The 14,039-nt window shown below is 53.0% G+C and carries 13 protein-coding genes; 2 read left to right on the top strand and 11 right to left on the bottom strand.

Annotation, left to right across the window (positions count from 1 at the left end; genetic code table 11):
- Positions 1–470: 470 nt before the first annotated feature.
- From gyrB to mutM, 10 genes are all read right to left on the bottom strand, one after another.
- Positions 471–2,888, bottom strand: a complete 2,418-nt coding sequence (gyrB, locus tag ACPGUT_RS07225) for a DNA topoisomerase (ATP-hydrolyzing) subunit B (protein WP_423989858.1) — start codon at positions 2,886–2,888, stop codon at positions 471–473.
- 77 nt (positions 2,889–2,965) lie between these two features.
- Positions 2,966–3,586 (bottom strand): LysE family translocator, encoded by a 621-nt coding sequence (locus ACPGUT_RS07220; RefSeq protein WP_423989856.1) that lies wholly within the window; start codon positions 3,584–3,586, stop codon positions 2,966–2,968.
- A complete protein-coding gene (locus ACPGUT_RS07215) occupies positions 3,583–4,413 on the bottom strand; it encodes a nucleotidyltransferase domain-containing protein (protein WP_423989854.1) in 831 nt (276 codons plus the stop codon). Before ACPGUT_RS07215 ends, ACPGUT_RS07220 begins: the two co-directional genes overlap by 4 nt.
- Positions 4,385–5,491, bottom strand: coding sequence for a DNA replication/repair protein RecF (gene recF, locus ACPGUT_RS07210; RefSeq protein ID WP_423989852.1), 1,107 nt, complete (start codon positions 5,489–5,491; stop codon positions 4,385–4,387). Before recF ends, ACPGUT_RS07215 begins: the two co-directional genes overlap by 29 nt.
- Positions 5,488–6,606, bottom strand: coding sequence for a DNA polymerase III subunit beta (dnaN, locus tag ACPGUT_RS07205; RefSeq protein ID WP_423989850.1), 1,119 nt, complete (start codon positions 6,604–6,606; stop codon positions 5,488–5,490). Before dnaN ends, recF begins: the two co-directional genes overlap by 4 nt.
- Positions 6,607–6,756: 150 nt before the next feature.
- Complete coding sequence (gene dnaA / locus ACPGUT_RS07200) at positions 6,757–8,136, bottom strand: chromosomal replication initiator protein DnaA (RefSeq protein ID WP_423989848.1); 1,380 nt, start codon at positions 8,134–8,136, stop codon at positions 6,757–6,759.
- A 31-nt stretch (positions 8,137–8,167) separates the two neighbouring features.
- Positions 8,168–8,617: a rhodanese-like domain-containing protein gene (locus ACPGUT_RS07195; RefSeq protein ID WP_423989846.1), complete on the bottom strand. Its 450-nt coding sequence runs from the start codon at positions 8,615–8,617 to the stop codon at positions 8,168–8,170.
- A gap of 227 nt (positions 8,618–8,844) precedes the next feature.
- The gene (rpsT, locus tag ACPGUT_RS07190) at positions 8,845–9,108 is read right to left on the bottom strand and encodes a 30S ribosomal protein S20 (protein WP_423989844.1); all 264 of its coding nucleotides are present in this window, start codon (positions 9,106–9,108) and stop codon (positions 8,845–8,847) included.
- A gap of 203 nt (positions 9,109–9,311) precedes the next feature.
- The gene (locus ACPGUT_RS07185; RefSeq protein ID WP_423989842.1) at positions 9,312–10,088 is read right to left on the bottom strand and encodes an enoyl-CoA hydratase; all 777 of its coding nucleotides are present in this window, start codon (positions 10,086–10,088) and stop codon (positions 9,312–9,314) included.
- A 63-nt stretch (positions 10,089–10,151) separates the two neighbouring features.
- Positions 10,152–11,003, bottom strand: a complete 852-nt coding sequence (mutM, locus tag ACPGUT_RS07180; protein ID WP_423989840.1) for a bifunctional DNA-formamidopyrimidine glycosylase/DNA-(apurinic or apyrimidinic site) lyase — start codon at positions 11,001–11,003, stop codon at positions 10,152–10,154.
- A gap of 93 nt (positions 11,004–11,096) precedes the next feature.
- Between mutM and ubiE the strand changes: the two genes are divergently transcribed.
- Together ubiE and ubiB are read left to right on the top strand one after the other, a co-directional pair.
- Positions 11,097–11,840, top strand: a complete 744-nt coding sequence (gene ubiE, locus ACPGUT_RS07175) for a bifunctional demethylmenaquinone methyltransferase/2-methoxy-6-polyprenyl-1,4-benzoquinol methylase UbiE (RefSeq protein ID WP_423989838.1) — start codon at positions 11,097–11,099, stop codon at positions 11,838–11,840.
- On the top strand, positions 11,841–13,373 hold the full coding sequence (ubiB, locus tag ACPGUT_RS07170; protein WP_423989836.1) for a 2-polyprenylphenol 6-hydroxylase: 1,533 nt from the start codon (positions 11,841–11,843) through the stop codon (positions 13,371–13,373).
- Here ubiB and ACPGUT_RS07165 read toward each other — a convergent pair.
- Complete coding sequence (locus ACPGUT_RS07165; RefSeq protein ID WP_423989834.1) at positions 13,370–14,038, bottom strand: flagellar hook capping FlgD N-terminal domain-containing protein; 669 nt, start codon at positions 14,036–14,038, stop codon at positions 13,370–13,372. The genes ubiB and ACPGUT_RS07165 overlap by 4 nt on opposite strands.
- Position 14,039: the final 1 nt, after the last annotated feature.

Genomic DNA, 14,039 nt, shown 5'->3' with positions numbered 1-14,039 from the left:
TTTCCTTATCTCACAACCGTCGAAGGGTTGAAGCTGGCGGCGCAGACATTCGAAAAGGATGTTTCCAAGCTATCCTGCTGTGCGGGCTAAAGGCCTACAATTCCATTAACCGTTCGGGCCTCGGGTCAATGCTTGGACCATTGAATAGCTGCCGTTCGCTGCGCTGCCGAACACCGTGGGTATGGGCTCACTACTACCGTTTGCTGCATCTTTACCCAATGGCCGCTCTGGCGTATCAACCAAACTTTGCAAATGCCGCTTCCTGCCCATTCCAACCTTGGTAAAGAACGCAGAAAATGTCTCCTTCCCGCCTAAACTACAGAATGGATGGCCACTAATTTTCACATAATAGAGATCCTGCTCATGCAGCGGGAAGCCACATCAGGCAGCTCGGTTCAAATGAATGAAGTAAGCTGCCCGAGTGCAAAGTTATGCTCTAAGTGCAAAGTTATGCCCGAACCTACACCTGATCAGAAATCCAAGTTCTCGACGCTTAGCGCATTTGTTTGAATGAATTCACGTCGAGGTTCAACAACGTCACCCATCAGCTTGGTGAAAATATCGTCGGCTTCTGCCAAATCTTCGATCTTCACCTGCAGCAGCGTACGTGCATCAGGGTCCAGCGTGGTTTCCCAGAGCTGATCTGGGTTCATCTCGCCCAAACCTTTGTAGCGCTGCAGTGACAGGCCTTTTTCGCCCTCAGACAGGATCGCTTTCAACAGTTCCGTCGGGCCATGGACAACCGTCACTTTATCCTTGCGAACAAGGCGTGCGGGCTGACCGTAGGTTTCTTTCAGGCTGTCTGTATAACCGCCCAGCTTGCGGGCCTCGCCAGAGCGCAGCACATGACCATCCAGCGTGCGCACCTCTTCAACGCCACGCAGCAAACGCGCCAAACGAATACCTTTGTCCTGTGTCGGACGGCCTTGCCAGCCACGTTCATATTCCAATGCAATCGCATCAAGACGTGCAGCAATTGCATCAGCAACACCCTGCAGGTTCTGGTCTACAGCACCTGGCACAAAGGCAGCAGCAATTGCGGCCTGTTCCAGAATATGTTGGGGATGATGGGTTGCGAAAGCTTGCAGAATGCGACGCACCTGACGGGCTTCTTCGACGACACGTTTCAAATCTGCACCGGTGATTTCTTCACCAGAGGCCAGACGCAGAATCGCTCCGTCGATACCCTGTTCAATCAAATAGTCATCAAGCGCGGCCTGATCCTTCAGGTAAACCTCTGACTTACCACGAGAAACCTTATACAAAGGAGGCTGTGCAATATAAAGGTAGCCACCTTCAATCAGTTCCGGCATCTGACGGAAGAAGAAGGTCAAAAGCAACGTCCGGATGTGCGCACCATCAACATCCGCATCAGTCATGATGACGATCTTGTGGTAGCGCAGTTTTTCGATGTTGAATTCATCGCGGCCAATACCCGTGCCAAGTGCCATCACGAGGTTACCGATTTCCTGGCTGGCAAGCATGCGATCGAAACGAGCGCGTTCCACATTCAGGATCTTACCGCGCAGTGGCAGGATCGCCTGTGTCATCCGGTCACGACCCGTTTGGGCCGATCCGCCAGCAGAGTCACCCTCCACCAAGAAGACTTCGGTTTTGGACGGGTCTTTTTCAGAACAGTCTTTCAACTTCCCGGCCAAGAAGTTCACATCCATGGCTGTCTTACGGCGGGTCAGATCGCGAGCCTTACGGGCCGCTTCACGGGCATGAGCCGCCTCAACGATCTTGGAAACAATCATCTTGGCTTCGGTTGGGTTTTCTTCGAACCATTCCGTCAGTTTTTCGTTCATCAGGCCTTCAACGGCCGGACGCACTTCGGAACTGACAAGCTTGTCTTTGGTCTGGGATGAGAATTTCGGATCAGGTACTTTGACGGACAGCACACATGTCAGACCCTCGCGGGCATCATCCCCAGTGAAGGAAATCTTTTCCTTCTTGGCAATACCGGAAGATTGCGCATAAGCGTTGATTGTCCGGGTCAAGGCGCCCCGGAAGCCGGCCATATGTGTGCCGCCATCGCGTTGCGGAATATTGTTGGTAAAGGGCAGCACATTTTCATGATAGCTGTCGTTCCACCACATGGCGACTTCGACGCCGATGTCATCTTTTTCGCCACGTACAAAGATCGGTTCTGGCATCATTGGCGTTTTGGAACGGTCGAGATATTTCACGAATTCCTTTACGCCACCGTCGTAAAACAGTTCAGATTCCAGGGGTTCAACTGGGCGTTCATCTTTAACAATAATACGCACACCCGAGTTCAGAAAAGCCAACTCACGCAACCGTTTTTCAAGGGTCTCAAACGAGTATTCGAGATTTGAGAAGGTTTCCGTGGAGGCCAGAAAACGCACCTCAGTACCTTTTTTGCCATTGGCATCACCAACAACACGCAGATGTTCAACAGTCTCGCCATGGGAAAACTTCGCGTAATGTTCTTTGCCATCCCGCCAGACGCGCAGCTCCAGCCAGACAGACAAGGCGTTCACAACAGACACACCCACACCGTGCAGACCGCCGGAAACTTTATAGGAATTGCTGTCAAACTTACCACCGGCGTGCAGCTGGGTCATGATAACTTCGGCCGCAGAGACGCCTTCTTCTTCGTGCATTCCAACCGGAATACCGCGCCCGTTATCATAAACAGATACGCTGGAATCCGCGTGAATTGTTACGCTGACGTGGTCCGCATGGTTGGCAAGCGCTTCGTCAATGCCGTTGTCCACAACTTCATACACCATGTGGTGCAGACCAGAGCCATCATCCGTGTCCCCAATGTACATGCCAGGGCGCTTGCGAACCGCCTCTAAGCCCTTGAGAACCTTAATAGAATCTGCGCCATATTCTTCTGGCTGCTGATTGTCGTCAGACATACTGCACTTCCTCGTAATTTGATGGGTTTTATACCTGATTTTCCCAGGGGTGTCACCCGTATCGCGACAGATTTATGTCAGGCGAAAGGGATCACCAAACCAACGAGAATCAGAAGACTGCTCGCAATGATATTCATCCGGCGGATCGCCCCCGGTGTCTTTACAAACTGGCGCATGCGGTCAACGAAAAGGGCAAAGAAAATGTTGCCAATCAGCGGCACGATCATCGATGCTGCGCAGATCGCTAGGATATCCACAGAGGTGATTTTGGTCAGGTCAAAAAAGCCGGGCAAAATACCCATGTAGAAGATCACAGCCTTTGGATTGGTCATAATCACGATCACGCCCGCGACAAACCCTGCCCACATGCCGGGCGCGGTTAAACGGCTGTTCTTTCCGATTTCCTTATCTGCGTTTCGGATCAAGCTTATGCCCATGTAGATAAAAAATGCCACTGCAACCCATCGCAGGATCATCATAAAACCGGCGATTTCCTGCACCAGCCAACTGACCCCCAGAACCGCAAGGAACGGCCAGATCGCATCTCCAATCACAACCCCCAATGCCAACGGCCAGGCCGCATGAAACCCACCAGACATGGCACGCGCAATGATCGCCACCCAAACGGGACCCGGCGTCAAAAACAAAACACCCACAGCGCAGGCGTAAAGAAATAATTCCCAAGCTGTCAGGGTCATCTAAATGCCTCATGTGTCCATTTTACATGCAAGCGATCCGCATCACGCCACAATGCGGCACGTTCTTTGTCGCTGGCCGTTGCCTGCAACCATGTCCTTGCAGACGTCTCTTCGCCTTCGACCAGATCAGATAATGTAGCAGGAACCTGAGCAGTGAAGGCACGCTCCTTGACCTGTTTTTTCTGCTCGGTCAGGTCCGCAAGATCTGCAGAAACCGCCGGCGACAAATCGCACCCGGCCACCAATACATCCATATTCATCGGTGCGACAGCTTGTGCATGCAAGCGCATCCATCGCAAAGCAAGCGTTGGGCGTAGAATATAGAAGTAGCGTTTAAGACGAATCTCACCGTCTGGACCATAAAGGCGGCTTTGCTGGCGTTGCATCAATGACAGGTAATGCCAGGTCACCGAACGCCGATCCAGCGCAGCACGGCAAAATTCGGTCAAATCCTGCACCGCCTCAGGTATGGCGCTGTAAACAATCGGAGACTGCAGCCATTCAGGAATCACGGCGTTTGACCCCATGATGAGTTGCAAAGTCTTTGCCAGTTCCCAACCAGAAATATCCAATTCATCATCAATCGGGCGTTCAACCACATCGCGTTTCTTTTGCAACGATAGGTGCCATTCCAGCGGACGCGCGTACACAAACCGCACATCATAGTCACTGTCAGGGCTATGGAACCCCCAAGCACGGGAACCAGATTCGATGGCAAATAGAACCCGAATGTTTTCCTCGGCCTCAATGTCTTTGATTCGCGCCTGGATCAAAGCTTTCATATCGCTGGAAACAGCATCAGACGACATTGGCATAACTTGTTCCATTCTCCTCGCCAACACTCAGGCGCATGGCGTCCTGATTAAGGCTGTCAAAAAGTTCGACACCAGTGCCGGTCATAAAAGCCTGCGCACCAAGGGCGGTTATTTCAGAATAAAGAGCCGCGCGGCGGCTGGCGTCAAGGTGGGCCGCGACTTCATCCAGCAGCAAAATAGGCGGTGCGCCAAAAGAATGGGCAAGCGCCCGGCCATTCGCCAGAATCAGCGAAATAAGCAGCGCTTTTTGTTCTCCGGTTGAACATTCCTTCGCAGCCACAGCTTTTGCCGTGAAGACCGCCGATAGATCCGCGCGATGCGGACCAACCAAGGTGCGGCCAGCCGCAAGATCCCGGGGACGAGACGCGGCAAGAGCATCAGCAAGGGCATCCTTACTCTGCGCCATTTCGATGCCATCAGGCATGATGATATTAAGATCGGAACGGGGGAATTCAGTTTCGGCCCCATCCTGTGCCAGCGCAATAGCCGCGATCGTTTCTGCGCGCGCAGACTGGATCATTGCGCCAGCTTCTGCCATTTGAATCTCAAGCGCGCGATACCAGTGCGGATCACGCACCTGATCTTTCAGCAATCGATTGCGTTCACGCATCGCTTTTTCATAGGTCAGGGTATTCTGCGCATGCCCAGGATCAAAACTAAGAACCATGCGGTCCAGGAACCGCCGCCGCCCATCAGCCCCTTCCAACCAGAGCCGATCCATCGACGGCACAAGCCAAAGAACCCGCGCAATTTTGCCCAGGGCCACCTGACTGGCAGCCTTGCCGTCAATGCGCACGTTGCGCCCTTGCCCGCCTTCAAGCCAGGTTTCGATTTCATGCGTTTGCGAAAGGCTTTGAAGTTCTGCCGCGATCTTCCAGCCCAGTTTTTCAGGCTTGCGGATCATGTCATCGCTGGCCGCACGGCGCAAACCACGCCCGGGCGACAACATGGAAATCGCTTCGATGATATTGGTTTTTCCCGCACCATTGGGCCCGTAAATCGCCACAGGCCCGGGGGCGCAGTCAATATTCAGCGCTTTGTGAGAGCGGAAATGCGAAAGCCGAAGCTTTCGCAGAGCAAGCTGTGTCACACGCGCATTGGCATCACGACGTAGATGGCGGAGGTGTCATTGCCTTCGCGCATCAGGGTCGGGTCACCGGCAGAATTGAACATAAATACCGCGTTTTCGCGATCCACCTGATTGGCAATTTCCAGCAGGTATTTGGCGTTAAAACCAATTTCCAGGCGTTCGTCACCATAGGCCACCGCCAGTTCTTCTTCCGCAGCACCGCTGTCAGGCGCATTCACAGAAAGAACCAGGCGATCTTCGTCCAGCGCCAGTTTTACAGCACGGGAACGTTCGGAAGAAACGGTTGCCACACGGTCAACAGCTTTGGCAAAATCTTTGGCGTCCACTTCCAGCTTGCGGGTGTTGCCCTGTGGAATCACACGGGTGTAATCCGGGAATGTGCCGTCGATCACCTTAGATGTCAGCGTAATATCAGGCGTTGCGAAACGCACTTTGGTTTCGGACACGGACACAGCGATCTGCATGTCATCATCATCCAGAAGCTTGCGCAATTCGCCCACGGTTTTGCGGGGCACGATCACGCCAGGCATGCCTTCAGCACCTTCCGGCATCGCGCTGTCGATCCGCGCGAGACGGTGACCGTCTGTTGCAACACAACGCAGCATTTTTCCATCTTCGGCATCAGCGATATGCATATAAACACCGTTCAGATAATAACGGGTTTCTTCCGTGGAAATCGCGAATTTGGACTTATCAAACAGGCGGCGCAGATCAGATGCTTTTGCCGCAAAATTCGCAGTGTATTCGGATGTTGCCATCACAGGGAAATCTTCGCGCGGCAAAGTCGCCAGAGAGAAGTTCGAACGACCTGCTTCAACTGTGATACGGCCAGCAGCCCCATCTTCCGTCAATGTCACAAGCGCACCATCCGGCAATTTGCGTACAATTTCATGCAGGGTCACCGCAGAAACTGTGGTCGCGCCAGCACGTTCGACCTGTGCAACGGTCTTATCAACAACTTCGATATCAAGATCCGTCGCGCGAAAACTTGCGTGTTCGCCTTCCGCTTCGATCAGCACATTCGCCAGGATCGGAATGGTATTGCGTCTCTCAACAACGGATTGTGCCTGCGACACTGCTTTCAGAAGGGCTGCACGCTCGATGCTGAGTTTCATTCCGTTGCTCCTTGTTAATCGGGTAAACCCGCCGGGACGCCAAATGTAGCGCATCCGTGCGGCCCGTTAAATCGTTTTTTCGGAATGTCCAATGGAATGGCCGGGGCGTCAAGGCCCCAGCCCGATTTCAAGCATGATTATCGCGATAAATCAGGCTTCGAGCGCCCGGCGCAACAGTTCTAGATCATCCTCAAGTTGAGAATCTGACACGCGCAGCTCTTCGATGCGTTTTACGCCATGCATAACCGTGGTGTGGTCACGCCCACCGAACCGCCGCCCAATGTCGGGAAGAGAACGCGTGGTCAGCTGTTTTGCGAGGTACATCGCGACCTGACGCGGGCGTGCAATCGTACGCACACGTCGCGGACCGATCATTTCGGACAGGCGAATATTATAGTGTTCGCTGACTTTGCGCTGAATTTCATCCACCGTGATTTTGCGATCAGAAGACCGCAAAACATCCGCCAGACAATCCTGTGCCAGTTCAAGCGTTACTTCGCGCCCGACCAGAGACCCAAATGCAAACAAACGGGTCAAAGCACCTTCCAGAACACGCACGTTGGTCGAAATACGATGCGCTAGGAATTCAAGCACACCATCTGCAATCACCAGTGACGGATCCTTGATCAGATGCTGTTCGACCTTGTGCTGCAGGATACCCAGACGCAGTTCGTAATCGGTTGGATGCAGATCCACGACCAGGCCGCTTTGCAACCGTGAACGAATACGATCTTCCAGTTCTTTGATCTCACCCGGGGCGCGATCTGCAGAAATGATGATCTGCTTATTCTGGTCAACCAATGCGTTGAACGTATGGAAGAATTCTTCCTGTGTTGACCCTTTACCCGCGATGAACTGCACGTCATCCACCATCAGGATATCAACAGCACGGAACAGCTGTTTGAAATCCATCATCTTTTTATCGCGCAAGGCCTGAACGAATTTATACATGAACTGTTCAGCAGACAGATAAACAACGTTCAGATCGGGGCGCTGTGTGCGCAATTGGTTCGCGATCGCATGCATCAGGTGGGTTTTACCCAGCCCAACGCCACCGTATAAAAACAGCGGATTAAACGCGACTTCGCCACCTTCAGCCACGCGGCGTGCGGCAGCATGCGCCAATTCGTTCGGCTTACCGACAACAAAGCTGTCAAAAGTGAAACGCGCATCCAAAGGCGCACCAGGCACCGCGACATCTGTAGGTTTTACAGGCGACACCGACGCTTTGGACGCAGGGGCAGCCATTGTTTTTTTACGTGGTGCGGCCTGAGGCGCGCGTCCACCACCTGGAGCAACAGAAAACTCCAGACGGCTGACCGTTTCACCACTGCTTTTCAGCAGATGAACAATGTCATCGCCAAAATTGCGGGAAACCCAGTTTCCCATAAAGTTAGTAGGTACGCGAAATACAGCAACACCGTTATCCAGATCAGAGAGCTCGAGTGGCTCGATCCAGTTCACATAGTTGCTCTTGCCGACAGTGGCTTCGAGACCTTCCCTGATTTGGACCCAGGCTTGGTTGATCATTTTATTATAACCCGTTTCGTCAACATCCACATTATGACTGACGCCACGCCAGCCCTCTCAACTTCCAGCCATTCAGCTGGCCCCTCTGTCCCTTTCGATCCAAGTCACCTTCAAACCCTTCGGCTATATTGATGCACTGCACCGGCCTCCCACAGCCAGACAACACATCAGCCACCGCATGCGCGGCATGAAGCGAACGCACACCGGAACGACAGAGAAAAAGCAACTTATCGGGGATATCCCCATTTAGCGCTTTTAACACTTCCGCTCCGAACTGCGGATTTGCAGACATATGTGGATAGCTCGCCCATTCGACAAAAATAGTCTCCTGGTTCAGCTCTCCGATGTCAGGAACGCCAACAAATCCCCATTCGGCGCGCGTCCTGACGTCAATAAGTCTCGTGGTTGGTTCCCGTTCCAGAATGTCCCATGCTTCTTGTGGTGACACTTCTGAAATTGCCGGAAACGCCGAGAGGCCCATTGCATGTCCCCTAAGGTTACGTGAATCGCAGGAACAACCTAGCAAGCCCCCCGCAAGGCGTACAACAGAACTTCACGCTTGACTCATACTTTGTAAAAACGAATCCAGAGGTGTTTGGAAAATTCATTTAAATTCAGATGCTTGACTTAAAATAGCCATCTCAAAAGTAAAAAACGGCGTGTCCGAAAGAACACGCCGTTTTTTTGAATTTCAGTCTGCTGAAAGGCTTAGCCCAGAGCTTTAACCCGTGCGGACAGACGGGACATTTTGCGAGAAGCCGTGTTCTTATGCAGAACGCCTTTGGTCACGCCGCGCATCAATTCTGGCTGAACAGCTTTCAGTGCTGCAACAGATGCGTCTTTGTCGCCGGAAGCAATCGCTTCTTCAGCTTTACGCAGATATGTACGGATACGTGAACGACGTGCTTTGTTTACTGCGAAGCGACGTTCGTTCTGACGGGCGCGTTTTTTAGCCTGAGGCGTATTTGCCATGTTTTCAGTTCCTTCTGCCGGACAGTCCGGGCATTGAATTCTATTCCGCGCAGCAGGTCCGACCGGGTTCTGAACCGGTGATTCTGGCCAGAGCGGGCCTCACGCGCATGTATAACGGCGGTCTTTAGGGTATTTTCGTCAAAAGGGAAACCCCAAAACGCCTTAAATCGTGACCCGCGTACAATCGCAGGTCACGAATCTGATCATTTATCGCGGAATTGCGCCTGACGCTTATCCAGGAAGGCGCTCATGCCTTCTTTCTGATCCTCAGATGCAAACAGCGAATGGAAAGCGCGACGTTCAAACAGCAAACCTTCGGACAGGGTGGTTTCCCAGGCGCGGTTCACCGTTTCTTTGACAACCATAGATGTCAGCATAGATTTTTCGGCGATTTTATGCGCAGCGCTCATGGCTTCTTCCATCAGCTTTTTCGCGGGCACAACACGTGAAACAAGACCGGAACGTTCTGCCTCTTCTGCGTCCATAAATCGGCCCGTCAAATGCATATCCATGGATTTGGATTTTCCGACATAACGTGACAACCGCTGGGTGCCGCCAATACCAGCCACAACACCAAGGTTGATTTCAGGTTGGCCGAATTTTGCAGTATCCGAGGCAATGATGAAATCGCACATCATCGCCAATTCACAGCCACCACCCAGCGCATAGCCAGACACAGCCGCAATAATGGGCTTGCGGGATTTCACCAGCTGATCAGTTTCAGGACCAAAAAGATCGCTCATGTATACATCAACGAAAGTTTTTTCTGACATCTCTTTGATGTCGGCCCCCGCAGCAAAGGCTTTTTCCGAACCTGTCAGAATAACGCAGCGCACTTTGTCATTCTCTTCCGCTGCTTTTACAGCATCTGCCAGTTCCGTCAGCAAGGTGCTGTTCAGGGCGTTCAACGCATCCGGGCGATTCAGCCGGATGGTTTTAATGTGGTCTTCAATTTCGACGATCAGCGTCTCATAGGCCATGGGTTTACCATCTGTTACCTCAGTTCAATGCGCAGCCTTACCAAACCTCTGCCGTGGATCAAGCTATCTTTGGCATTGCGCGCAAAAGAAAGATGAGCGTCCAGACTGTGTGATTCGCGTTATCTTGCCACCACATTCGGGCGTCTGGCAGGGTTCGTTTTCGCGCCCGTAAACCTTGAATGAGTGTTGAAAATAACCCAGTTCACCATCAGCTTGGCGGTAGTCTTTAAGAGAAGACCCGCCAGCCTCAATTGCCTCTGCCAGCACCTCTCGGATTGCTGGGACCATCTGCCCAATTTCCGTTGCGTTAATTTTTCCAACCGGTCGTTTTGGGGAAATCCCAATGCGATTCAGAACCTCACACACATAAATATTCCCGAGTCCCGCAACATTTTTTTGATCAAGAAGTGCCGATTTCACCGGCGTCTTGCGCCCCTTAAACCGATCCTTCAGCAAATCTTCGTGAAAATCATTCCCCAGCGGTTCCGGTCCAAGCCCCACCAGCATCTTGTGTTGATCCACGTCCCCGGTTGGCGCAAGATCCATCGCTCCGAAACGCCGCGCATCATTAAACGTCACACGCCCCCCGCCAGACATATGCAGAACGACGTGGTCGTGTTTTTGTTCTTCCTGATGTTCATGAAAGAAATCGCCAATCTTCACGCCAGACACCTGCATCCGCCCGGACATGCCCAGATGAATGATCAGGGTCTCATCTGTATCAAGATCCGCCAAAATATATTTGGACCGCCTGCGCAGAGCATTCACCCGCGCCCCCGACAGCCGCCCAGCCATGTTTTCAGGAAACTTCCAGCGCAGGCCGTCCCGGCGCACCTCAGCCTGTTCAATCACTTCGCCTTCCATCGCGGGCAACAGCCCCCGACGCACGGTTTCAACTTCGGGCAATTCGGGCATATTTCATCCTGTGTAAAAGCAGCGCATTGTATGCAGGGTTCAGGCCTTATATGAGGGTGTGAACAGATGGACGACAAGCCCAGGATTAGACCCATGACTGATAAAACCACACATTTCGGATTTCAGACCGTAAACGAAGCCGAAAAGGCCGGGATGGTGCATGGGGTGTTTACCAATGTGGCCTCCAAGTACGATGTCATGAACGACGCCATGTCCATGGGCATTCACCGGGTCTGGAAAGATGCGATGATGGATTGGCTTGCCCCCCGTCCCGGGCAGCGTCTGCTGGATGTCGCAGGCGGAACTGGTGACATTTCCTTCCGCTTTCTGAAACGCGCGGGTCATGGGCACGCGACCGTTTGCGATATGACGGAAAGTATGTTGGTGGAAGGCAGCCGCCGCGCCGAAGCAGGCACCATGTCAGACAGTCTGGATTGGGTTGTCGGTGATGCCATGGCCTTGCCTTTTGAAAGCAACACCTTTGACGTCTACACGATTTCCTTTGGTATCCGGAACGTCACCCGCATTCCGGACGCCCTGCGCGAAGCTTACCGTGTTTTGCGTCCAGGGGGCCGGCTGATGGTGCTGGAATTCAGCCAGATCCCAAATGACATGATGCAAAAAGCCTATGATCTTTATTCCTTTAACGTGATCCCCAAGATGGGTCAGGTCATTGCCGGAGATGCCGACAGCTATCAATACCTTGTTGAATCTATACGAAAGTTCCCTCAACAAGATGTGTTTGCAGATATGATCAAAGACGCTGGGTTTGATCAGGTCAAATACCGCAACCTGTCCTTGGGCATCGCAGCCCTGCATTCTGGCTGGAAAATTTAAATGCGTGGCCCCCATAACATCTGGCGTCTGATCCGTACCGGTGCCACCCTAGAACGCACCGGCGCCATGCCCGTTGTTCTGGACGCGATGGATGCGCCTACCCCTCTGCGTATCGTGGCACGCGCCTTTGCCTGGCCCGTACAATGGCTGGGCGTCAAGGGTGATCCGGATATGCCGCCTGTCACCCGTGCCCTTACCGCGCTTGGTCCGGCTTACATCAAGTTCGGACAGGTGCTATCCACCCGTCCGGATGTTGTTGGGGATGAACTGGCGACTCAGTTGCGCGTTCTGCAGGATCAATTGCCTGCCTTTTCCTCTGACATTGCCCGCCAATGTATTGAAGATGAACTGGGCCGGTCAGTCGATGACGTGTTTTCTGAATTCAGCGAACCCGTCGCGGCCGCCTCAATTGCCCAGGTGCATAAGGCACGGCTGCGCGAGAACGATGAATACGTTGCGGTCAAAGTGCTGCGCCCCGATGTGGAACGCGCCTTCCGAAAAGATATCGACGCCTTCTATTTCGCAGCCTCCGTGGTAGAAATGCTGTCCCCAGCATCCCGCCGCCTGCACCCCGAAGAAGTCATCAAACATTTCGAAGGTGTGGTTCTGGGGGAACTTGATCTACGTCTTGAAAGTGCTTCCGCCTCAGAGTTTCTGGCCAACACCCAAGGCGACGAAGGTTTTCAGGTGCCCGGCATTCGCTGGAACCTGTCTGGCCGCCGGGTGATGACACTTGACTGGGTTGAAGGCGCGGGCATGGGCGACAATGACGCCCTTGATGCCGCCGGGCATGACCGTTCCGCCCTTGCCGCACGCGTGTTGCAACTGTTTCTATCCCACGCTTTGCGCGATGGATTCTTCCATGCAGACATGCACCAGGGAAACCTGAAGGTCGCGGCAAATGGTGATGTGGTGGCTTATGATTTTGGCATCATGGGCCAGATCGATGAATATACCCGCCGTGTCTATGCCGAGATCCTGTATGGTTTCATCAAACGCGATTATCGACGCGTGGCCGAAGTGCATTTTGAAGCAGGCTATGTGCCGGCGGATCAGGATGTCGATGAATTCGCGCGTGCATTGCGTGCCGTTGGCGAACCCATCTTTGGCGTGGACGCCAGCGGTATTTCGATGGGATCCCTTCTCAGCTATCTATTTGAGGTAACTGAACGTTTCGGCATGGAAACGCGAATGGAACTGATCCTTCTCCAGCGCACCATGGTTGTCGTAGAAGGCGTTGCACGTTCACTTGATCCGCAAATGAATATCTGGGACGTAGCGAAACCCATTGTTGAAAACTACATCAAGGACAGTATTGGCCCGCGTGCGGTTATTGGCGATCTGATCCGCACGGCGAAAGTTCTGGGCCGATTTGGCCCTCGCCTGCCACAAATCGCCGAAGCAGCCCTGATGCAATACAATCAGACACCGCCACCTGCCCCACAATCACGCCCTTGGCGCTGGATTGCCGGTCTTATAGGTGCAGCCGCCTTGGTATCCCTAGGATACGCCTTGGCGATCTGGCTAAATTAGTTGGGACTGCGTAGAGCTGACACCGCATCGGTACTGACCTGCGCGCCCCCCTTCAAAACGGCCACTGAATGGCCATCAACTCCGCGTACTTCAACGACTTCGGCATATACTTCTGCGGGTGTTTCAATCAGGGACTGTCCATTGTTGAAACTTTCGACCGAAAACGAATAAATTCCATTCGGCAAAGGCGTGCCATCCGTTGCGACCCCAGCCCAATCAAAGCTTTCCGTAGACTTCGGGATTTGCTCACGCTGTACAACATTGCCCTCCTCATCCCGTACCACAAGTTCAACTTTATCCGCCCCAACCGCAGGATTTGGAGAGATTTCAATCGGTGATCCATCAAACTGTACAGGCGCTGCCGCCCGGGCTTCCATACCAATCCAACTGGCCATCTGCGATAGCCCCATTGAGCCGAATTGCGTCCCCAGCGCTTTTAAAAGATCATTGGTTTGCACCTGTTGTTCCACACTTGAAAACGTCGCCAATTGCACCGCGTAATCTTCAGATTCTATCGGGTTCAACGGATCTTGGTTCTGAATCTGAGCCGTCAACATTTTTAAAAACGTATCAAAATCCGAACTGATCGCGGCGTTGCTACTGGTCTCCGCTGGTGGGGCTTGGGTTTGCCCACCCGACGCGCCGTTTGTCTGCGTTACTTGCATG

It is taken from the genome of Halocynthiibacter sp. (genome assembly GCF_049608145.1).
Lineage (GTDB): Bacteria > Pseudomonadota > Alphaproteobacteria > Rhodobacterales > Rhodobacteraceae > Halocynthiibacter.
This window is presented reverse-complemented; position numbering and strand designations above follow the sequence as displayed.